The sequence below is a fragment of the Halopiger xanaduensis SH-6 genome (assembly GCF_000217715.1).
In the GTDB taxonomy this organism is placed as follows: Archaea; Halobacteriota; Halobacteria; order Halobacteriales; family Natrialbaceae; genus Halopiger; species Halopiger xanaduensis.
The window spans coordinates 312,769-334,811 of the sequence record NC_015658.1 but is presented as its reverse complement, the minus strand read 5'-3'; the positions used below and the strand labels follow the sequence as shown (position 1 = coordinate 334,811).

The 22,043-nt window shown below is 58.8% G+C and carries 20 protein-coding genes; 5 read left to right on the top strand and 15 right to left on the bottom strand.

Annotation, left to right across the window (positions count from 1 at the left end; genetic code table 11):
• Window positions 1-36 precede the first annotated feature (36 nt).
• From HALXA_RS19130 to gfo6, 11 genes are all read right to left on the bottom strand, one after another.
• Complete coding sequence (locus HALXA_RS19130; protein ID WP_013875910.1) at window positions 37-723, bottom strand: haloacid dehalogenase type II; 687 nt, start codon at window positions 721-723, stop codon at window positions 37-39.
• Window positions 724-881: 158 nt separating this feature from the next.
• Window positions 882-2,060, bottom strand: a complete 1,179-nt coding sequence (locus tag HALXA_RS19125) for a M24 family metallopeptidase (RefSeq protein WP_049895562.1) — start codon at window positions 2,058-2,060, stop codon at window positions 882-884.
• 241 nt (window positions 2,061-2,301) lie between these two features.
• Window positions 2,302-3,048 carry a proteasome assembly chaperone family protein gene (locus HALXA_RS19120; protein ID WP_013875908.1) on the bottom strand — a complete coding sequence of 249 codons (747 nt, stop codon included), beginning with the start codon at window positions 3,046-3,048 and terminating at the stop codon, window positions 2,302-2,304.
• A 114-nt stretch (window positions 3,049-3,162) separates the two neighbouring features.
• The gene (locus HALXA_RS19115) at window positions 3,163-3,486 is read right to left on the bottom strand and encodes a DMT family transporter (RefSeq protein ID WP_013875907.1); all 324 of its coding nucleotides are present in this window, start codon (window positions 3,484-3,486) and stop codon (window positions 3,163-3,165) included.
• Window positions 3,487-3,585: 99 nt separating this feature from the next.
• Window positions 3,586-4,308: a ZIP family metal transporter gene (locus HALXA_RS19110; protein ID WP_013875906.1), complete on the bottom strand. Its 723-nt coding sequence runs from the start codon at window positions 4,306-4,308 to the stop codon at window positions 3,586-3,588.
• Window positions 4,309-4,769: 461 nt separating this feature from the next.
• On the bottom strand, window positions 4,770-6,134 hold the full coding sequence (locus tag HALXA_RS19105) for an aryl-sulfate sulfotransferase (protein WP_013875904.1): 1,365 nt from the start codon (window positions 6,132-6,134) through the stop codon (window positions 4,770-4,772).
• Between the two features lie 346 nt (window positions 6,135-6,480).
• On the bottom strand, window positions 6,481-7,425 hold the full coding sequence (locus HALXA_RS21250) for a DNA processing protein DprA (protein WP_013875903.1): 945 nt from the start codon (window positions 7,423-7,425) through the stop codon (window positions 6,481-6,483).
• A gap of 2 nt (window positions 7,426-7,427) precedes the next feature.
• The gene (locus tag HALXA_RS21245; protein WP_013875902.1) at window positions 7,428-8,129 is read right to left on the bottom strand and encodes a ComF family protein; all 702 of its coding nucleotides are present in this window, start codon (window positions 8,127-8,129) and stop codon (window positions 7,428-7,430) included.
• 122 nt (window positions 8,130-8,251) lie between these two features.
• Window positions 8,252-8,959 (bottom strand): site-specific integrase, encoded by a 708-nt coding sequence (locus HALXA_RS21240; RefSeq protein ID WP_013875901.1) that lies wholly within the window; start codon window positions 8,957-8,959, stop codon window positions 8,252-8,254.
• Window positions 8,960-9,052: 93 nt separating this feature from the next.
• The gene (locus tag HALXA_RS19100; RefSeq protein WP_013875900.1) at window positions 9,053-9,244 is read right to left on the bottom strand and encodes a hypothetical protein; all 192 of its coding nucleotides are present in this window, start codon (window positions 9,242-9,244) and stop codon (window positions 9,053-9,055) included.
• 229 nt (window positions 9,245-9,473) lie between these two features.
• A complete protein-coding gene (gfo6, locus tag HALXA_RS19095) occupies window positions 9,474-10,544 on the bottom strand; it encodes a D-xylose 1-dehydrogenase Gfo6 (RefSeq protein ID WP_013875899.1) in 1,071 nt (356 codons plus the stop codon).
• Between the two features lie 579 nt (window positions 10,545-11,123).
• On the opposite strand from gfo6, the gene HALXA_RS19090 reads away from it, so the two are divergent.
• From HALXA_RS19090 to HALXA_RS19080, 3 genes are all read left to right on the top strand, one after another.
• Window positions 11,124-11,819, top strand: a complete 696-nt coding sequence (locus HALXA_RS19090; RefSeq protein WP_013875898.1) for a DUF502 domain-containing protein — start codon at window positions 11,124-11,126, stop codon at window positions 11,817-11,819.
• Window positions 11,820-12,159: 340 nt separating this feature from the next.
• Window positions 12,160-13,341 (top strand): LolA family protein, encoded by a 1,182-nt coding sequence (locus HALXA_RS19085; protein WP_013875897.1) that lies wholly within the window; start codon window positions 12,160-12,162, stop codon window positions 13,339-13,341.
• A 153-nt stretch (window positions 13,342-13,494) separates the two neighbouring features.
• On the top strand, window positions 13,495-15,516 hold the full coding sequence (locus HALXA_RS19080) for an ATP-binding protein (protein WP_013875896.1): 2,022 nt from the start codon (window positions 13,495-13,497) through the stop codon (window positions 15,514-15,516).
• Window positions 15,517-15,645: 129 nt separating this feature from the next.
• Here HALXA_RS19080 and HALXA_RS19075 read toward each other — a convergent pair whose 3' ends face one another.
• The 4 genes from HALXA_RS19075 to HALXA_RS19060 form a co-directional block, all read right to left on the bottom strand.
• Complete coding sequence (locus tag HALXA_RS19075) at window positions 15,646-16,872, bottom strand: Tm-1-like ATP-binding domain-containing protein (protein ID WP_013875895.1); 1,227 nt, start codon at window positions 16,870-16,872, stop codon at window positions 15,646-15,648.
• The gene (locus HALXA_RS19070) at window positions 16,869-17,306 is read right to left on the bottom strand and encodes a cupin domain-containing protein (protein WP_013875894.1); all 438 of its coding nucleotides are present in this window, start codon (window positions 17,304-17,306) and stop codon (window positions 16,869-16,871) included. The genes HALXA_RS19075 and HALXA_RS19070 overlap by 4 nt, the downstream gene beginning before the upstream one ends.
• 2 nt (window positions 17,307-17,308) lie before the next feature.
• Window positions 17,309-18,142, bottom strand: coding sequence for a phosphoenolpyruvate hydrolase family protein (locus HALXA_RS19065; protein ID WP_013875893.1), 834 nt, complete (start codon window positions 18,140-18,142; stop codon window positions 17,309-17,311).
• A 581-nt stretch (window positions 18,143-18,723) separates the two neighbouring features.
• A complete protein-coding gene (locus tag HALXA_RS19060) occupies window positions 18,724-19,065 on the bottom strand; it encodes an MEDS domain-containing protein (RefSeq protein ID WP_049895561.1) in 342 nt (113 codons plus the stop codon).
• A 487-nt stretch (window positions 19,066-19,552) separates the two neighbouring features.
• Between HALXA_RS19060 and HALXA_RS21235 the strand changes: the two genes are divergently transcribed.
• Both HALXA_RS21235 and HALXA_RS19045 read left to right on the top strand, forming a co-directional pair.
• Window positions 19,553-19,828, top strand: coding sequence for a PadR family transcriptional regulator (locus tag HALXA_RS21235; protein WP_013875892.1), 276 nt, complete (start codon window positions 19,553-19,555; stop codon window positions 19,826-19,828).
• A gap of 217 nt (window positions 19,829-20,045) precedes the next feature.
• Window positions 20,046-21,302 carry an RNA-guided endonuclease InsQ/TnpB family protein gene (locus tag HALXA_RS19045; RefSeq protein ID WP_049895557.1) on the top strand — a complete coding sequence of 419 codons (1,257 nt, stop codon included), beginning with the start codon at window positions 20,046-20,048 and terminating at the stop codon, window positions 21,300-21,302.
• The last annotated feature ends 741 nt before the right edge of the window (window positions 21,303-22,043 follow it).

The following is a 22,043-nucleotide window of genomic DNA, read 5'->3' as shown; positions in this document are numbered from 1 at the left end:
GAGCTGCCCGAATCATGTGCGGTGTCCAACGGCAAATCACTCGGTTTCCAGTTCGCCGGCGAGCTCGTGGAAGCTCTCGATCGTGAGGTCGGGTTCCGTCTCGTAGGGTCCCCATAGCGTATCCTGTCGGTCCACCCAGACACCCTGCATCCCGGCGTTGATCCCACCCGGCACGTCCCACCAGCCCGCCGCGACGAACGCTATCTCCTCGATGGGCGTGCCGATCCGATCGGCGGCGTGGCGATACAGCTCCGGCTCCGGCTTGAACTGGGAGATCTCGTCGGCGCTGATCGTCTCCTCGAGGAGGTCGTCGAGGTCACCGCGGTCGACCATCGACTCGAGCATCTCCTCGCTCCCGTTCGAAACGACGTACAGCTCGTACCCGGCGTCGTGCAACCGCTCCAGTCCGGGGCGGACGTCGTCGAACAGCGGGAGATCATGGTACGTTGAGAGAAGTTCCTCGCGCTCGTCATCGTCGACGTCGGCGCCGACCGTCTCGAGTGCGTAGCGAAGCGCGCAGCGGTTCATCTCGTAGAACGAATCGTACTCGTCGATCGCGTTGCCGACCATCGCGTACGCCAGCGAGCGCTCCCGCCACAGCTTCGAGACGAGTTCGGGCTCGTCGACGTACTCCGAGAGCGGTTCCGTGACGGCCGTCACGTCGACGAGCGTCCCGTAGGAGTCGAACGCGAGCGTCTTGACGGCGTCGGGGTCGAAAGACATCGCGCGGTATTCCCACACGGTCGCGGAAAAAACTACGCCCGCGAACGTCGCCCAAGCCGCAAGCAGCTTCGCCTCGAGGGCGGCGTCGCGGACGTCGTCGAGCCGTTGGAGCCTTCGACGCCGGTGTCGTGAGCGGGTGGTGGGTCGGAGTAGCGAGGTTACGCCGTGAACAGCCGTCGCGGGAAGTCGGCCAGCGGTTCGGCGCCGGTGCTTGTAACGCGGAACGTCTCGCTGATCTCCATGCCGATCTCGTCCGTCCAGATGCCGGGGATCATGTGGAACGTCATGTTCTCCTCGAGGACGGTCTCGTCGCCCGGCCGGATGCTCGCGGTGTGCTCGCCCCAGTCCGGCGGGTAGCCCAGCCCCATCGAGTAGCCGATGCGGTCCTCCTTCTCGAGGCCGTACTGCGCGATCGTTTCACGCCAGGCCTTCTCGACGCGCTCGCAGGTGACGCCGGGCTCGACGACGTCGAGGGCGGCCTCGATCCCCTCCACGACGATGTCGGCGGTGCGCTGGAGTTCCTCGGGCGGGTCGCCGACGAACGTCGTCCGGGCCAGCGGCGAGTGGTAGCGGTGGCGACAGCCCGAGAGCTCGATGATGACCGGATCGCCGTCCTCGAACTCGCGGTCGGTCCAGGTCAGGTGCGGCGTCCCCGTGTGATCGCCCGAGGGCATCAGCGGCACGATAGAGGGGTAGTCGCCGCCGTACTCTTCGGTTCCCCTGACGAGTTGCTCGTAGATCGCGGCCGCGGCCTCGTACTCCAGCACGCCCGCCTCGATCGCGTCGAGGCCCGCCCGCATGGCGTTCTCGGAGATCCGTGCAGCCTCGCGCATGTACTCGAGTTCCCGCTCGGATTTCTTGATCCGAACCCAGCCGACCAGCAGCGTCGCGTCCTCGAAGTCCGCCTCCGGGAGGTTCTCCTGCAGTCGCGTATAGGACTTGGCGGTGAAGTACGACGCGTCCATCTCGAGGCCGATCCGGCCGTCCGCGACCTCGAGTTCCTCGAGGACGCCGGCGACGTAATCCATCGGGTGGAGGTCGTACGGGGAGTGGACGTGGTCGTCGCTGTACGACCGGATGCTGTCGTCCTCGAGGGCGGTCGTTGCCCGCGCACCGTTCGCGTCCATCTCTCGGCCGACCCAGACGGGGTCGTCGCGTTCGACCGTCACGATAACCGCCTGGTGAACGTAGAACGACCAACCGTCGTAGCCCGTCAGGTAGTTCATGTTGGCCGGATCGGCGACGACGATCGCGTCGAGGTTCTCCTCGCGCAACCGCTCTTTCGTCCGATCGACCCGGCGTTCGTATTCGCGCTCGTCGAAAACGTTGCGAGACATGGTAACAGACCCTACGGAGAGGATCATCTACTATCATCAAAAGCTTTTCGTGTATAATAGATACAGATACTGTTTACATAGTTCTGCGACGGCGTACCGATGCCGGTACGAGAGCGTCACTAGCCCAGAGCGAAGTCGTTCGCCGCGCTCCCGCCATTGCTCAAAGCCCTCCCCGATTGGTGGGCCACGTGTAAGTCTGCGCCCGAACCGACGACTCTTCTATCGACCGTCGATCTCGCCCCTATCGGAACATTCCTCGAATAGGTTCGTCCTGTTGGCCTTGTGCCTGCTGTAACTGCTGTGCAACCTGCTGTTTCTGCCGCTGAATCTCCTCCGCCTGCTCGCGAAGTTCGGTCGTATCGATGTCGAACTCGACGAGCGGCTCGAGCGCCGTTTCGATTACGGACCGCGCCGCGGCCGGATCCGGGAGCCGAGGATCCGCGCGGACGAGCAGCAGCGCCGCCGGTACATCCGCCTGATAACAGGCGTTGATGAGCGCTCCGGTCACGCCGCTTACGGCGCCGGACTCCTCCGCCAGTTCGATTCCAGCGTCTTCGAGTTCCGCCTTCAGTTCCTCGGTCGTCGCGACCCCGACGACGTCGCCCTGCTGCTCCTCGGACTGGGCCGGCGCACCGGCGAGGAAGATCGCCCGGCTGAAATCATCGACCAGCTCCTCCAGGACGCACCGACTCAACTCGTCGAACGCATCTTCCGGGATCGGGACGTCGCTCTGGAGCGTCATGAGCTCCGGCTCCGTGCCGCCGTAGACGCGTACCGTATCCTGCACCAGCCCGTCCGTAAACGAAGCGACGGGCGGCAAGGCGTCGGATCGGATCGACCCGTACTCCTCGAGATCGAGCTGGTCGGTGATCCGATCGACGGCGATTGACGCGACCAGTCCGTGGCCCGGTAACCCTTCGATCAGCGTCGGCGACTCGGCCTCGAGGTCGGTCGACTGATGAAACAGCCCGTCGGATGCATCTGCCATAGTTCTCGTCGGAGTACATTGACTCGCCACATATGCTTACGGTACGTTGTCAGGTGCGGCAGCGCCAGCTGTGCTGTTGCTCGAGCTAGCTACTCGCAGCGGGGTCGATCGGTCCTAGTGACCTCCGGAGACGAGATTGAGGCCGACGATTCCGACGACGATCACGGAAATGAAGAAGATGCGCGCACTCGTTGCGGGCTCGTCGAAGAGGAAAATACCGAGCGTCGCGGTCCCTACGGCACCGATCCCCGTCCAGACGGCGTAGGCGGTTCCGATCGGGAGGTCTTGGACCGCTTTCGCGAGCAACACCATGCTAATGACGAGCGCGATAGCCGTTCCGGCCGTCGGCAGCGGCTTCGAGAGTCCGTCAGAGTAAGCGAGGCCGATCGCCCACGCGATCTCGAAGAGGCCGGCGATGAACAGGATGAGCCACGACATCACCCGGGATTTCTCCTTGCTCGAGCTATGGCTTTCGATATCGAAGTCGAGACCGACTCCGATTCAAGTATAAATTTGTTATTAAATATGTCCTGAAACTCAGTGCAGCATATCGATGAGGAAGATAAGAAGAAACCCGACGAAGAACAGCGTCGTCGATGTCGGTGTTTCTGGTACCTTCTGAGCTTTGACGAGGAGTTCCTCGGTCACCAGATAAAGGAGCGCAGCAGATCCGAACGCGAGCACGAGCGCAATCGGAGCGCCCGTAACGCCATCGAACACGAGTACGCCAGCGGTCACTCCGGTCAGCAGTAGCGTTCCGAATCCGGCGGGGACGGCGAGTTTCTTCAGCGTACTCGTCTCTTCCGGGAGTGCTATGACGCCGGTTACCCCGAGAAAGAGGACCTCGATTGCGAGTGCCACTGCAATGAGAATACCCGTGGCCGCCTCCGCCAGGAACGTCACGCCAATTAGGATTCCATCGATCAGCATGTCGATACTCACGGTGATCAGCAGACCAGCAGCACCCGCCATCTTTCCGCCGATACCCCGCTTTTCGATGTACTTACTGAGTCGATGGATGCCGAGCATAGTGGCGACACCGATCGCAAATCCAATGACGACCATGGTTGGGGCCCGTGTATGGACATCTGGGAGAAGTTCGGCGGCGACGGCGGCGAACACGACGCCAGCCGCGAAGTGCTGGACATTACTCTCCATTTGTGGTCCCGGGGTCCGGTAGACGGCCACAATTCCCCCAACGAACGCGGCGACGACTGCCAACATCGTGTACGAAAGCGCTTGAACTAGGGTTCCGGTCATACTAGTGATTGTGTCTCGAACTGAGTGAATGTACTCGCCGTCAAATTCGGGGTGACAAAATACCCCGTCGAAATCACGGTGAGCATACACTTTCCGCAGTGTTCAATACGTATATATGTTACCGCTCAGGAACGGTGGCTCTTTGCGTATTGCAGTCTCAGAAAATCCGACGAGTGACGAAAACGAGGGTGCCAACCACGAGGAGACCAATACCCCAATAGAAGGATGGATACGGAAGATACGCAAGGACGAGTGTTACGATACCAGACGTGATGAGCGACCACCCTATTGTCGTCCGAATCGCCATATCCCGTTTCACCGGCCCAAGTACAATAGTTAACTGCCGACATTGATCAAGACGCAGTCTTCAGCTAACGATTGTTTCATTCGACATTGCGGATGATGAATAGAATTCCAACAGGACCTTATTAGTGGTTGTCAGCGGTTGAGATCACGAGTTTTCATCTCAGCCGTTCTAACAGTCGTCGGCCGACTCTCGACCAGTATACCTCTAATGCGCCGGCCGTCACGGCTGTGATACCGAATACGCCGGCGACCAGCAAATCCTCGATCGTCATCCACGTCGGGGCCGCGTGCAGCACGCCGTTGACTGCCGGGCCGGTGATGAAGGCGACGAGCCAGGACAGACCGGTCTTCGAGGTTCGATCCGTTTCGGCGGCCCTCGTGTCGATGGAACCGTTCGCGAGTGCGGTCGTACTCCTCCCGGTCGCGCTCTCGTCGCCGGTCCCGAGACGCTCCGCTTCGTAGGGCGTCGCGATATCCACGCTCCAGACGACGTCGTCGGTCTCCGAGAGCTCGAGCACCCGATCACCCTTGGAGTCCGTCACGAGCGTGTGGCCGCCGGGGAGTCGGTCGGCGTCGCGCGGCCACTGGAGCCGCTGGTCTCGCCACTCCCAGGTTCGCGTCCACGTGTCGTTCTCGCGCTGATACTCGACGACGCGGTTGTTTTCCGAATCGGAGACGATCACCGCCGGACCGCCGCGGGCGGGCGGGATGTAGTCCGGATTGTGCTGCTCGTAGAGGATCCCGTACGCGTCCTCGGCGCCGAGCGTCCAGTCGCGCTCGAGTCCCTCGCCCGGCTCGAGAAAGGCGACCCGGTCCTGATTGCGGAGACTGACCATCACGCGACCGTCCTCGAGCAGTTCGACGTCGTTGACGTGGGTCCAGTCCCCGGGCTGCCCGCCGCTGTCCGGATCGAGACCGTCCTCGGCGCGCCACTCCCACGTCACCTCGTCGGTGGTAGTGTTCAGCGCGAATACGCGGTCTCGAGCGATGTCGGCCACGAGCAGTCGGTGCTCGTCGATCCGGTCGACGTCGTGCCAGATGTCCCAGCCGGTAACGGCGGTGTGTATTCGCTCGGTCGAGCCGGTCGTGAGGTTGACGCGCTCGACCGCGATTTCAGCACAGCCGTCGTCACCGGCGCTGTCCGTCTCTGCTTGGAGCCTGTCGGGGCACGGGTCGTACCGGCTCCCCGCGACGTACAGAACGGTCTTCGAGCCGGGCGGATCGGGGTCGACGTCGAAGTAACTGCCGTACGTATCGTTGTGGTAGAGCGGCCGTCCGTCGGTACCGAACGCGACGATAGCCCCGAGGCCGTCATTTCCCGCCGGCGGATCGGTCGTAATGACGGTCGCCCCGTCGCGGTTCTCGACGACCGGCGTCCGATCCTCGAGCGGTAACTGCGTCTGATTCGCCGCGGCAGCGGTCGCGTTAGTCGGTGCGTTGACCCACGCGATCGCGAGATATCCGGCAGATCCGACTACGACGGCTAGCAGCAGGACTCGAAGGATAGTGCGCCGTTCCATTGTCGAGTCGGTCAACTACCTTTGCCGACTACCTTCTCGTACTTGAGAGTGGGCGCTCGAACACGTATCGTACTCGGTGACGATGAGATCCGTTCCAGTTTCGTTTGGGTTCCGGGATGAAGCTGTCATCACCCGCTCGTGAACCCAGGTCGTCGGTTGGCGTCTATATCTTCAGCCAAAGAGCTCTGGAAAATGCCCCAAGTTATTGCTGTAAACGCTCATACAGCGTATTTCGATCGTGAACACGATAAGTCGGTGTTCGTGTGCATATCTGGGAAACCAGTTCTCTTGACGGACGACCGTAGAGGGGAAGGCAGAGGGAGATGAGTGAGGAGACCTCAACTAGTTAGTTGGAGTATTCGTTTAAAGTATAATTATGGCCGGACCTAGATTCGTTCTCAAGGGATTGGACCAAGTCTTCCAATTCTTCGAGACTTTCGAAACGGTGCACTCCATATTTATCAAGTTTATCGGGAGACTGCCCATCCCCATTCTTCGGGTCATATAGGAATATAGGAATATTCTGGCTATCTGCGAACTTAGCCTGATGGACAGTACCACCGCTATCACCAGATGCTCCGATAATTACAGCTTTGCAAAGCCCAGATGTAATTCTATTTCTCTCAACGAAGCGGCCACGATGAATGCCTATTTTTGATGTTACCTCACTAATCAAGGCCCCATTTGACGGTATTTCCTCTCCGAGCGGCACATTACTTTTGGGGTATATATTTTCAATATGGCTCGGAAGGACAGCAATGGTATCTCCATTTGACTCAATTGCTGAACGGTGAGCTGATTCGTCTACTCCATTAGCAAGACCGCTTACGACTGTGTGTCCTCCATTAACCAACTGTTCGCCGATCTCCTCTACGAACTTGATCCTGTGATCATGCGCTTCCCTAGTCCCAACAACCGCGATGGCGTCGTTCCAAGACTGAGGATCACCATTGATATACAACTGTAGAGGTGGTTTTTGTATTCTGAGAAGTTGTGAAGGATATTCCTTATCTAAAATGGATATCACCTTCATACCTTTTTCTTCAACATCTCTAATATAATCCTCATAAAAATCCCAATCAGAGTTATTCAGCACAGAGAGGGCCTTTTTAGCTAAAGGCGCAATGTCATCGTCAGACAGCGATTTTGCCCTAATGAGATCTTTAAATATATTTATATCCACTTCCTCTAATGGCTTCTTCTCATTTGCGTCTCTAAGAAGGTCTACCATTCGCTGGCTATTCAATTTGTATTCATCATTCAAAGCCGCTATTACCATATGTGTGTTCATCTTTACACCTCCCTCATTGCATGGGCATGAACTAATCCATCACAGCTGACTGATCGAGCAATACCTAGTCCGAATGCTCTGTCAACACCAGATTCCTTCACTGCACGGGCTGTATCTGACATTGTAGCACAAGTTGTAACTATATCGTCAATAATTGCGGCAGAGGAATATTCGCTCAAATCTTTATCGCAACCCACGCCGTCACGTACATTTTCTATCCGCTCTTCACTGGGCAGTTCTTTTTGAGCTTGGTAATCCTTTTCTTTATACGTAGATGTGCAAAGCGGCTTCCCAGTCAAATCACTGACGACTTTGCCGATCTCGACCATATGATTATAATCCGCACCACTACCCGACGGAGGTACGACAAGGAGTTCAGTACTTGATAGGAGACCTAGGTTATCAATACCCCATTTCAGGACTTTAGCCATTTTTTCTTTATGGTCTCCCTCTTTTGCTTCAAGCAGTTCTTTAGAAAATTCGTGACCCTCTGTCCTTTGCTTAAAGTAGACAGAGACAGTATATACTCTTTCAATGTGTGTTCGTACTGCATTCCTTCCCTCTTTGCAAAAGTAGCACTTCCGATATTGACCCTGTATTGGCTCTCCACAGTATTTACACTGATTTCTTGGATGTAGAACAGGTGCACCGTCAAATCCGCTTAAGTTCTTCCATCGCCCTTTCACAAACTCATACTTAGTCATGTATAGTGGATAGCATGAAGCATAAACATATAATATCAATCAAACCACAGTGAAAGTGAAATCGTGAGGTAACACCCTTCTTGATCCGGATGGAGGAGATGACAAAGTAGATCTAAACTAAATCAATACCTTGCGCCGTTGTGAACTCTCTTCATTTCTGTCTTAACATCATCTGCGGTCATTTTTATATAGTCCATCGCTGCATCAATATTTGACCAACCCATCAATTCTGATAAGTGATAGGCACGCATTCCCTTCTTTGCATGATACATTGCTGCGTGCGCCCGTAGAGCATGAGGGTATACCTCATCCTTATCGACCATCTCACATTCCGAAGCAATAGTTTTGATGCGACGATTCACAGAGACTCGAGAATGAAGATACTCTCCATTTTTATACATGAATTCGTCAATTAATTCCACTAAATCTTCATCCCAACCGAACCAAATTGTTCGTGCTGCATGTTCGTTTTTTGGTTTCCACCTTTCCCGAAGGGCTGTTTCGTACGTGATATCACGTTTTTCGGCAGAATCCTTTGCTTGAGCCTTACAGTACCCACAAGGTCCACCATCATCACCCATATTACATTGATCGTGCTCTGGAACGTGGATTTCACACCGATCGAAGTCAATCCAAGATTCCCTCATATGAGATATTTCACCTGCTCGAAGGCCTAACTCGCCCATTGTTCGAAGAACAAATTCACACTCAAGTTGAAACTCAACATCGTCTTGCCTTGCAGATGTTACTTTTTCTTGAGCGGCACGTTTCAGTGCACGGTACTCTCGAGGCTTAGGGGCATCTTCTTTAGCGTTTTCAGTCCGTGCCATAGAAACAAGTACGATATTATGATTGAAAAACTTAGTTGAGAAAGATATCAGTAACAAACGGCAGTACTGGTGCAGTAGCAAAATCGAACGAATCTAATTGAGTTGGCGAATCGCTTCGGAAATGGTAAGTCCGTGCTGATCTGCAATCTTGGATGCGAGATACAGGGCCCATTCTTCTTTCTCTGAGCCTTTGTATTCTTGAGCAAGTAATGAGTGCGCGTAGACGATTAGCAAATCATCTTGGGGGTGTTGCATGATATCCAGTTTGGCACTATCTTCACTCATAAACTCTCGTATAATACCACTGCACTTCGTGAGTTTCAATTGGAGATTTTGCGCGAAGGTGAGCGGGGCGCTGTAATTTTTTGACGTTGTCGCCTTGGCGACACTCCACGATCCACCCTACTCCTCATTCACATACCTCGAGACCTACGTTCAGCCGACAATCTCCGACAGCATACCGCCTCGAGCAAATCCGCTCAAACAACTGGCCGGCACCGGTTTCCGAGCTCGTTCACAGGTCGAGTTCGACGCGCTGTCCCGTCTCGGCAGATTCGTAGAGGGCGCGGATGGCGCGCATGTCGACCATGCTGTGTTCGCCGTCGGGTTCGGGGTCGAGACCGCGCTGGAGGCGGTTGGCGAAGTAGTCGAACTCCTCGCGCATCTGGTCGACCGGGTCCGGCCGATACTCGCCCTCGATGTCCGGTCCGGACACCCGGAGTACCTTCCGGGTGTTCGGGAAGAACAGCCCCTCGATGCTCAGTTCGCCTTCGGTGCCGACGAACCGAAGGCTCGAGGCCAGTGACGCGCTGTGGGTGACCGTACACGAGGCGAGCTTGCCGTCGGGGAACTCGAGCTGGAACGCCGCGTGCTCGTCGGTTCCCTCGTAGGCCGGTTGCTCGGACTCCGTCCGGGCGTACACCGCTTGGGGGTCCTCTTCCAGGATGAATCGGATCGTGTTCATCGGGTAGATCCCGATGTCGTTGAGCGTCGTCCCGCCGGCGAGGTCGGGGTCGAACCGCCAGCTCGTCTCGTCGACGGCGTCGAGGATCGTGTCCGACATGTGCCCGAGTACCGAGACGACATCGCCGATGGCGCCGTCCCGGATCAGTTCTCGGGCGCGGCGGGCCACCGGCTCGGTCTGGAGCCGGTAGGCGACCATCAGCGGCACGTCCGCGTCCCGGCAGGCGTCGACGGTCGCCCGGGCGTCCTCGACGGTCGCTTCCAGGGGCTTCTCGCAGAGGACCGCCTTCTCGTGGTCGGCCGCCGCTTGGACGTGCTCGCGGTGGAGTCCGTTCGGCGTGCAGACGTACACCGCGTCGTAGGCGTCGGTCGCCGCGCCGTCGGCGTACTCGTCGTAGGTGAGCGTCGCTTCGACCCCCTCCAGGTCGGCCGCGACGTCCTCGCCCTTCTCCGTGCTGGAACTGACCAGGACTGTCGTCGTGCAATAGTCCGAGTTTTCGACGGCAGGGATCGCTTGCTCGCGCGTCCACCACCCGAGCCCGACCATAGCGAACCGGATCGGATCGGCGTCCGTCGGGCGTTCCCAGTCGCGAGCACTGAAACTGTCGAGATCGAACTCCATGAGCCAGGATTGGCCGCCCACAATAGTTAATATTCATGCATAAGGCACCATCTGTCTCGAGCCCTACCCAAACAGGTCCACCAGAATATACCGTCTCTTACTCGTTGATTCATCGATTTCTCGCCGTCGAAGCGATCGCGCGACGAGTCTCCGTCGTCGCGGTCCAGTCGAATCGGAGAATACAGTTACACGGCAGTGTGTAGAACGGTTTTCTGGTTGATGAGCATCCACGTGCCCGGCTGATGACCCGCGTCCGCCACTCTCTGAGTGGATACTGGATACGTATTCCGTCCTCACTGACGCCATCTCGCAACGAGAGGGTAGTGAGAACGACCGCTAGGTTCCAGCGATCACCCGTGATGAGGCGGTCGAACTATTGCCGTCTACTGACGAGGTACACCGCGACCGACGCGATGTCGAGCGCGCGGTAACACGACCGCTCGAGCGCGGCTCCCGCTACGACGCCGAGGGCAACTTCGAGTACCGTCCCCGCCCGAAGTCCGCGAGTCGCTCGAGCGTGTCGAAACGTTGAACTCGGCAGCCGTCCGAGTTCTGGTAGCTACCACCGCTCGTCATTACATGGCTTCCTGGAAACGAGATTTCTCCCGCGGCCTGATCGTCCTCGCGCCGATCCTCGTCATCGGCTACCTTTGCTACGTCCTGTACGGGTTCGTCGACGGATTCACGCCCGACCTGCTGGTCCCCGAGTGGTTTCTCGAGACGCTCATCGCGAACGAGATGGTCCGCGCCAGACTGACGGCGCTGCTTCGTGTCGCTGTCTCGGGCGGGCTGTTGCTGGGGCTGCTCTATGCAACCGGCTTGGTAGCGCGGACGGCACTCGGTGCCGTCGTCGAACGAGCGATCGATACCAGCGCCAACGCGCTTCCCGGCGTCCGCGTCGTCTACAACGCCTCGAAGACGGCCGCCGAAACCGCGGTCAACGAGCAGACGGAACTCCGCCAGCCGGTCAAACTCGAGGCCTGGGACGAGATCTGGATGACGGCGTTCAAAACCGGCCGCTCGACGGCCGACGGGCAGGCGCTGTACTTCGTGCCGACGTCGCCGAACGTGACGAGCGGCTTTCTCGTCGAGGCCGACCCCGACGAGGTGGAACAACTCGACGAGCCGTTCGAGCGGGCGCTCGGACGCGTGATCAGCGGCGGATTCGGAAACGGTTCCGAGGTCGAGCAAGACGAGGGCGTCTCGATCGACGTCATCGACGCGGTCGATCAGGCTCGCAGCGAAGCCAGCGACAAGGACGACGACCGCGAGTAGCCCGATAGACGACTGTCTGTCGGTCGTCGACTATCGCGAGCAGTCGGCGTCGACTAAGGCGTTCTCGACTCATCCGTCCGGTCGTCTGATCGTCTCGCGTCGTGCTAGTCCGACGGCGGATGCACACGAGCGGCGTCGAGTGACCGTTGCGGGCGAAGGCAGCGTCTCGATGTGGTGCTTCGGGGACACCGTCGTTACGTTCTGGTTATCGAACTGAAATATAGTCCGCGATCTAGCGGTGACTTTTTTCGGTCCGGTCTACTCGAGGACAGAACGCGCTCGCCCGACGTTCGAATCGAGCATCAGAGAGGTAATGTTGCTCGACTAATGTGTATGCAATATGGCCCCCAACTTCGCGGGAACGCGAGCGATACCCGCGGCGATCGCCGTCCTGTTCGCGGTGCTCCTCGCGGGGTGTGTCGCCGTCCCGAGTACCGGCGTCTCCGACGCGTCCCTCGAGACCCGGATAACCGAGGCAACACCGCCGGCGGAACTCGCCGCGACCGTCGAAATCAACCACACGATCGACGGCGAGACGACGACCGTCCGCGAGGACGTCCAGTTCCGCGCCGACGGTGCCAGCCGTATCGAGACCGGCGACGGCGTGGTGATCGTCAGCAACGGTTCCACACGGTGGCAGTACGACCGCGATGCCGACACCGCGCAGCGCCTCGAGGTCGATCCGAACGCGTCGTCGTTCCTCGAGGGCGTGTACGCCCACCAACAGCGGTACGTCGAACGGTACGAAATCGAATCGATCGAAGAAACGACGATCGACGGGAGGGAGACGTATCGGGTCGCATTCGACCCGCCCGCGAACGAGTCGATCGGTCGCTCCGTCACCGTCCTCGTCGGTGACACCGAGTACGCCATCCCGCTGCAGCGGGACGGCGGCGACGTCGACGGTGCGGACCGATCGACGGAGACCGTCGCCGTGTGGTTTGATCAGGACCACCTGTTCCCCGTCAAGCATCGCGTCGCGGGCGAGAGCGTCTCGCTCGAGACGACCTATCGAAACCTCACGGTCGATCCGGGGTTCGACGACGATCGCTTCGAGTTCGAGCCGCCGACGGACGAGAACGGAAGCGAGAGCGTCGACGAAATCGCTCTCCCGTCGATCGAGAGCTACGAGACTGTCGACGCTGCTGCCGACGCTGTTCCGTTTTCCGTCGCGGAGCCGTCGGCTGCGACGGTCCCGGACGCACTCGCGCTCGACGAGATCACCAGTTACGAGTTCCCCGACGAAGAGCGAAAACAGGTCTCGCTATCGTATCGGGGCGACGGCGAAACGATCACGGTGACGACCAGCGACGGACCGCGACTGTTCGCCCGAGGCGGTGACAACGTCTCCATCGGCGACGCGACGGGGACGATCGCCGATACTGACGAGGGTACGGAACTCGAGTGGTCGTGTGGCGGCGCCACCACCAACGGCGACCTGTACTATTCGATCTTCGTCAGCGACGGCCTCGCCGACGATCGACACCTCGCGCTCGAGATCGGCCGCGCTCTCGAGTGTTAGGGTTGTCGGCTTCGGATCGACTGGGTAACCCGTCAGCATCAGTTTCTTTTTTGAAAGACGTTGCGACGACGCCATGTCCGTAGACCGTTTGCAGGTCGTCCGCTGCTATCAGAACCGATAGGGTAAACCGCTTCTACCGAGAGAAAGTAACCAATGAGTTCCACCGGGCGACACTCCGTACACGAGGTGACAGGAGCGGTCACCCGAGCCTTGATTCCGAGCATCTCTACAAACGAGATCCGACAACGCGTTTGCGAACTGTTCGAAGCATCGGAGTTGTACTCGTTTGCGTGGATCGGTCGCTACAAGCCGACGAAAGAAGCGGTGGTCCCAACAGCGTTTGCTGGGATCGGGGAGCAGACGCTCGACGAAATCACGCTCACGGAGGACTCCCCTCGAGGGGAACTAACGAGGGAGGCAGTGCGTACACGCGAGATCGCGATCGGACAGAACTGTGCGGTCATCCCCCTCGTTTACGAAGAGTCACTGTACGGCGTCTTGCAACTGGCCACCGACCGCCCGCACGGATTCGACGCAGTCGAACGAGAACCACTTGCAGAGGTCGGGATAACGATCGCCTGTGCCGTCGAAAATGCGGACTCCGCGACGAAGACTGAGAGTCCCGACCGAACGGGACCCGAGACCGAAACGACGGAATTGTCTATCGAGGCCGAGCAGGAACGGCGACTCTACGAGACTATCGTCTCCAGTACTCCCGACCTCGTCTACGCGTTCGACCTCGACTACCGATTCATCTTCGCTAACGACGCCCTGCTGGAGATGTGGGACCAAACCTACGAGGAGTCCATCGGAAACACCCTCCGAGAAAACGGCTACGAACCGTGGCACGCGGAAATGCACGAACGCGAGATCGACCGGGTCGTGGAGACGAAAGAACCGATCCGGGGGGAAGTAGCGTTCGAACACGCCGAGCAGGGTCGTCGAATCTACGACTACATTTTTGCACCGGTATTCAACGATGAGGGGGACGTCGAAGCCATCGCCGGGACGACACGAGATATCACCGAGCGCAAGGAGGCCGAGGAGGCGCTGCAGCGGAGTGAGGAGCGGTTCCGAGCACTGGTCAACGCGAGTTCGGACGTCGTGTATCGCATGAGCCCGGATTGGAGCGAAATGCACCAGCTCGAGGGGAAGAATTTCATCGACGACACGGACGAATCGACCAGCGATTGGCTCGATAAATACATTCATCCGGACGATCAGGAGCGTGTCGAGGAGGCTATCGACGAGGCGATCCGGACCAAGAGCACCTTCGAGCTGGAACACCAGGTCGAACAGGTCGACGGGAGCTTGGGCTGGACGTTCTCGCGTGCGGTACCGATGCTGGACGACGACGGCACCATTGTCGAGTGGATCGGGATGGCGAGCGACATCACCGAACGCAAGGAGTACGAGCGGAAGCTCGAACAGACCAACGCCCAGTTGAAACGCTCGAATAAAGAGCTCAGGCGATTCGCTCACGCCGCCTCTCACGACCTTCAAGAACCGTTACGGATGGTCTCTAGCTATCTCCAACTACTCAAAAATCGATACGGCGACGACCTCGATACTGAGGCCCAGGAGTTCATCGAGTACGCCGTCGATGGCGCGGACAGGATGCGGGAGATGGTCAACGCGTTGCTCGAATATTCTCGAGTAAACACGTACGCCGAGGACTTTGAACCGGTTGACTGCGAGACGGTCCTCGAGGAGGCGCGAGAGGACCTTCGGGTGGCAATTGACGAACGCGATGCGACCATCACGTCGGACGAACTACCCACTGTGAACGGAGATGAGCGGCAACTCGTTCTCCTCTTCCAGAACCTCCTCGATAACGCCATTACGTATGCGGGCGACGACCCACCGAACATTCACGTCTCCGCCGAACGGCGGGACGACGAGTGGCTCTTTTCGATCCGCGACGACGGGATCGGGATCGACCCGGACATGACCGACGACATCTTCGAGGTATTCAACCGCCTCCACGCCCGCGATGAGTACCCCGGAACCGGTATCGGTCTCGCTATCTGCAAACGCATCGTGACGGCTCACAACGGCCGTATCTGGGCCGAATCCGAGCCCGAGGAAGGGACGACGTTCTTCTTCACCATCCCCGACGAGAACGGTGAGAGAGCTGGGTCCGGGAAAGCGGACGGCGGGGATGCCAGCCACTAGTCGAAAATCCTGACGACAGCGCTATCGTCGCTGCCGACGACGGGACGGTACCGAGTCGGGCGCTACACCCACATCATCGACCCCGACTCGGTATTCGTTCTATCGACCGCTTTCGACTGGCGCCCGCTGTTACGGGGCTCGGCCGGCGTCTCGCATGTACTCGTCGAGCGTCTCTGCGAGCACCTCGGCGAATGTTTCGTCGTTGATGTCGGTCTCGAGTTCGAGCAGTTCGATATCGTCGTCGAGCGTCGATCGCAGCGCGTCGAACAGCGCGTCGTCGGCCTCGGGATCGTGGAAGTCCTCGCCCTCGGCGTCGATCGCCGAGACGCCCTCGAGGGGGAGTGCAAGCGCGGTGGGGCCGGTCGCTGCGTTGAGTTTCTCGGCGATGATCGCCCCGAGTTCGGCGTTCTCTTCGGGCGTCGTCCGCATGAGCGTCACTTGCGGATTGTGGACGTGGAACTGCCGTCCCTCGAACTCCTCGGGAACCGAATCGCGCGGCCCGAAGTTGACCATGTCGAGCGCGCCCGTCGACACGACCTGCGGGACGCCCTCGTCGCCGGCCGCCTCGAGTCGCTCCGGCCCGGCGCTCAAGACGCCGCCGACCAGTTCGTCGGCCCACTCGGTCGTCGTGACGTCGAGGACGCCGTCAATGATGCCCTCCTCGACGAGCGACTCCATCGCGCGTCCGCCCGTCCCGGTCGCGTGGAAGACGATCACCTCGTAGCCCATGTCCTCGAGTCGCTCGCGGGCCGCCTGCACGCAGGGCGTCGTGACGCCGAACATCGTCACGCCGATCGTCGGCCGATCGTCGACGTCGACGTCGGGATCGTTCGCCACCATCCCGACCATCGCCAGGGCGCCGTTCGTAATAATCCGCCGCGAGAGCTGATTTAGCCCCTCGATGTCCGCGACCGAGTACAGCATCGCGATATCTCGCGCACCGACGTAGGGCTCCGTGTCGCCGGAGGCCATCGTGGAAATCACGAGTTTGGGAACGCCGACCGGCAGCGATCGCATCGCCGCCGTCGCGATCGAGGTGTTGCCCGATCCGCCAAGTCCGAGGATCCCCTCGATGACACCCTTCTCGTGGAGTTCCTCGGCGATTTCGGCCGCGCCCTCCCCCATCGCCTCTATCGCCTCGCCGCGGTCGGCTTCGTTCCGAAGGCGCTCGAGCGTCGTTCCCGCCGCCTCGGCGACCTCGCTCGCCGGCGTTTCCGGTTCGACCGTCGGCCCCGGTTCGCCCATCACGCCGGCGTCGACGACGCGAACGTCGACGCCCTGCGACTCGAGCACGTCCCTGGCGAAGCCGATTTCCTCCGCCTTCGTGTCCAGCGTTCCGATGATGACGACGCTCATGGGTCGCCATCACCCGGTTCGACGGCGTCCCCGGTCGGCAGTTCACCGGCGGGAACGACCTCGCAGTCCGGTTGCTCACGCAGCTGTGCCTCCGGCCCCGGCGGCGCGTAGACGGCCAGCAGGAGCAGCGGCTCCCAGCCGGTGTTTTCCGTCCCGTGCTCGACGCCCTCGGGAACGAACACCAACTCGCCGGCCGCGATCTCGCGCGTCTCGTCGCCGACCTCCTGTCTCCCCTCCCCACGCAGGACGTAGAGGATTTCGTCGCTTTCGGGGTGGGTGTGCCGCTCGTGGCCCTTCCCCGGCTTGAGTCGAACGACGCCCGCGCTGAACCGATCGCCGCCGGTGACGTCGGGTGTGTGCAACCACTTGAGGACGCCCCAGTCGAACGCCAGGCTCTCGACGTCGTCCGGTTCGACGAAGTGTGTATCGGTCATGGTCAGAACTCGATCGACTTGAATTCGGCAGCCTGGTTCTCGATGGCCTCCTCCGTCGGCAACCGCTCGAGGCTGGAGGCCCCGAAGAAGCCGACGACGCCCTCCGTCTCGTTCAGGACGTATTCGGCGTCATCCGGCCAGGCGATCGGCCCGCCGTGGCAGATGACGAGCACGTCGTTGTTGACGTCCGTGGCAGCGTCGTGATGGGCCTGTACCCGTTCGGCGGCTGCGTCGAGATCGAGCGCCGTTTCGGCGCCGATGTCGCCCGACGTCGTCAGTCCCATGTGCGAGACGATGACGTCCGCACCAGCTTCGGCCATCTCGCGGGCCTGCTCTTCGGTGAAGACGTACGGGCACGTCAGCATGTCCTGCTCGGCGGCCTCCCGGATCATCTCGACTTCCTTGTCGTAGCCCATTCCCGTCTCCTCGAGATTTTGGCGGAACTGGCTGTCCTCGTCGATGAGTCCGACGGTCGGGAAGTTCTGGACGCCCGAGAATCCGCGCCGCTTGAGATCCTCGATGAAGACGTCCATCTGTCGGAACGGATCGGTTCCGTTGACCCCTGCCAGCACGGGCGTGTCCTCTACGACCGGCAATACCTGGCGACCCATGTCGAGGACGATCTCGTTGGCGTCGCCGTACGGGAGCAAGCCCGCCAGCGAGCCCCGACCGTTCATCCGGTACCGGCCGGAGTTGTAGATGATCAGCAGGTCGACGCCGCCGCGCTCGGCGAACTTCGCCGACATACCCGTCCCGGCACCCGCGCCGATGATCGGCTCGCCGTTCGCAACCGTTTCCTCGAGTCGCCGTCTCGATTCGTCGTGTGCAAATTCCATGACAGATGGTGACAACCACACTTCATCTCTTCAAGCTTTCCTCGACAGCGACTCGTGACTGACTACCAGTAGTCGAGCTACCGGATGCGTTTGTCCGTCTCTTTGATGGCTGGAGTGGCTCGTCTTGGCGGAGTGGTACAGGCAATCTAGTTGCCGACCGACAGATCTACAACACTGACTGACCGAACAGTTAAACGCGAGGTGGACGGGTCGCTGCCCGATATTCCGTCGGCCCACCCCGTCCCTTCGTCAACAGCGAATCAGCTATTCGTTGGCATCACCGCGGGGTCTGGAGATCGATCCAGACCCGTATCAGTTCGGCCGATTGGCACTCTCTCTAGCGACGCCATCAGGACTGGTTCGAACCGCCAATCGGTCTCCGACCGCTCAAAATATCGGTCTACTAGACGAGGAGGGGCTGTCTTCGGGCCAACGATTGGCTGGCAACGACAGTATGTCCCCCACCCCCCTCGCCAGTACCTACTTGCTCGGCCGAACCCATAGTTGGGGTCGCTGACCTGTAAGCCTCTCCTTCCACGCGGAAAGTCGTGTGAGTTTTCCATCACCACGGACGAAGACTCTTATGTGATACTGTGGTAATATTTCCCCAGTGGCGTGATGACTGTTTGTTCACAATGCCAATTTCCTAATGGATACCCGGGAATGGCGGTGAACTTATGTAAGGCCCACGTCGTTTCACCGGTAATCCGCACCTCCTCGTACTCCTCGGATCCGTCCTCGATCATCCCGAAGACTATCGAAACCATCTCATCGGGATCGAACGACCCGTTCCACATATACGAGTCCTCGGCGGTAGCCATCACGAGCGCTCCCGACTCGATCGCCTCGTCAACGTTCGTCCCGGCTTCACGAAGCGCTGTCAGCACCGCTTCAGGATCGTTTTCATCGACGATGTAGTGCATTGTTCCCCGCACTCGAGTCCGTGCGTGATGAACGGAATCACGGTTTCGAACTGCTCATCCTGAGAATCGTAGATGAGTGCGAGATGATTGTAGGACTCGTGTTCGGCTACTGGTTCAACCAACTTTCGAGAACTATCTTTGAAGGCTTCGAGACCGGATTCGAATCCGAGAATCTCGCGTTCTGGAGTTGGACGAGTTGGCTCGTGATGTACACAGGCGGGCCGCATCGAGGTAGTCTGAGTTCGGACGGCAGCGACAGCTACGTATTTGTGAAGGCGTGGAAAGATAAGACTCGCAGTCGTATTCTATCCCAAATTCGTGGAGCTGCTCCCTTCCAACCGTTACTCATTCGATTTGTTGCTGTACGGGTGCAATAACTCTCGATTTGAAGCCCACCGTGATGGAAAAATAGACTTTCATCCGATATATACATTTAGTCTTATCCGGAAAAGAACTCAAATACAGCATTGTTGAATACTCATGTAGGATGAACGACCTCACTGGATTCCAACGCGACTTGCTGTACGTCATCGCGGGTGATGATCAGCCATCGGGCCAGGATGTAAAGGAGGAAGTCGAGCAGTACTACAGTAACGAGATCAATCACGGGCGACTCTATCCGAATCTCGATACGCTCGTTAATAAGGAACTCGTCGAGAAGGGGCAACTCGATCGCCGAACGAACTACTATGCTATCACTGCGGACGGTGAAGAAGCGATTGCGGAACGACAAGAGTGGGAGCGCCAGTATGTCGATTTATAGGGTATATGATGGTTGAGCGATGAGCAGTTAATCAATTTCTATGGTTTCACCGAAGAGAAGGCTTATAGAGATTTCGAGGCGAAAACCCACGGCTTTAGCCGTGGGATGAAGCCGACAACTGGGAGACTCACCACGCTCGAACGCTCGGATGGATATTCCACGCCGGTCATAATTTTTAATAGTATATTGCTCATAACTGGTTATGAATACAGTACGGATGTTGGAGACGACCCGCACCTATGTCGCACGCATCACGAACCACTCACAGGTTCGTGACGACCTCGACCAGTGCGGGTTCGCCGCGTCCAAACTGTGGAACGTCGGCCGCTACTACATCCAACAACGGTGGGCTGAAGACAGTGAGATACCCGACGAAGCCGAGCTGAAGTCGGAGTTGAAAGACCACGAACGCTACAGTGACCTGCATTCCCAGTCAAGTCAGCGAGTTCTCGAAGAGCTTGCTGAGGCGTTCAATGGGTGGTACAGCTCCGACGATGGCAACAACCCACCGGGCTATCGGAAACGTGGCGATCGACACCCACGCTCCACCGTGACGTGGAAACAGAAAGGCATCAAGCACGACGCTAAACACGGTCAACTCCGACTCTCGAAAGGCTGGAATCTGAAAGAGGGACGGTCTGACTTCATCCTCGCCGAGTACGAAACCCGACCAGACGTAGAAGTCGAGAACATCCAGCAGGTGCGTGCCGTCTGGAACGGAGACGAATGGGAACTCCACCTCGTCTGCAAGAAAGAAATTCCTGTCGAAGACGCGCCCGGCGACAACACGGCAGGCATCGACCTTGGCATCAGCAATTACCTCGCCATCGACTACGAGGACGGCCCCTCGGAGTTGTATCCGGGGAACGTGCTGAAAGAGGATAAGCACTATTTCACTCGCGAGGAGTACCAGACCGAAGGCGAGAACGGACCGTCAAAGCGTGCGTTGAAAGCTCGTCGGAAACTCTCCCGACGCAAAGCCCACTTCCTCCACACTCTCAGCAAGCACATCGTTGAGCGGTGTCTCGAAGAAGATGTGGCGAAGATCGCGGTTGGCGACCTCAGCGACATCCGGGAAGACGAAAACGGTGACTCGCGGAACTGGGGTCAGTCGGGGAATAAGAAATTGCACGGGTGGGCATTCGACCGGTTCACGAACCTGCTCGAATACAAGGCCGAAGAACACGGCATCCTCGTTGACCGGGTGAACGAAGACAACACCTCGAAGACGTGTTCGTGTTGTGGGCAGATTCGAGACAGCAACCGCGTGGAGCGTGGTCTGTACGTCTGTGAGTCGTGCGAGACGACGATGAACGCCGACGTGAACGGTGCGGTGAATATCCGACGAAAGATAACTCAGAGTCCCCCGACCGGGGATATGAGTAACGGCTGGTTGGCCCAGCCCGGAGTCTTCCTGTTCGACCGCGAGAGCGGATGGTTCACACCGAGAGAACAGGGAGACTGCAAACCGTAATATCCCAACGCTCGGGAATCCCACCCCTTCAGGGGTGGGAGGAGGTCAAGCGGTTCCGATTTTCCGGTGAAATGGCGGATATCCGTATCATCGATTGGAACGGCATTGCCGCTCCGAACTCGCCGAGCACGCCCGAGGTCCACATTGACTACGGGGTGCCGGCACGAAGGGACAGTACGTAGGCTATCGCTATCGTACACGTCTACTGTAGCGGAGCCGTCTACTCTATCGAGGCCCGCGAGTTTGACTGTCTACGACGCAGTTAACTCTGGGGTGAGAATCACCGGTGGGATGAGCCGGTGACCGAATCGATGATCGGAATGGTGAGGTGCATACCAACGGAACGGCGTGTTGGTAGACGAGGAGGCTCTGTCTTCGGGCCAAAGGGACGGTTGGGTCGGTACCGCTCCCCACACCCCCTCGTCGTATAGCAAATGATCAGTAGAAGCTATAGTCCTGCTGGCTAATTATATTGGTATATTATATCGAGTCGATAACGCAGCGACTGCGTCATCGGAGGACCGAATTGTCGGCCTCCGCGGCGAACGGCGTATCGATCGACGGACTCGTACCGGGTTCGACAATTGTAAGCGCTGCTGAGGAACTCGACGATATCGGGGTAACGTTTGCACCGGATGTTCGTATCGGGCCGAACCGTACGGACCGGTACGCCGTACCGATGCCGAGGCAGCGGCGGGTGAAAGTGACTTAGTCGAGTACCGCTGGGACAAGCGGGACCAG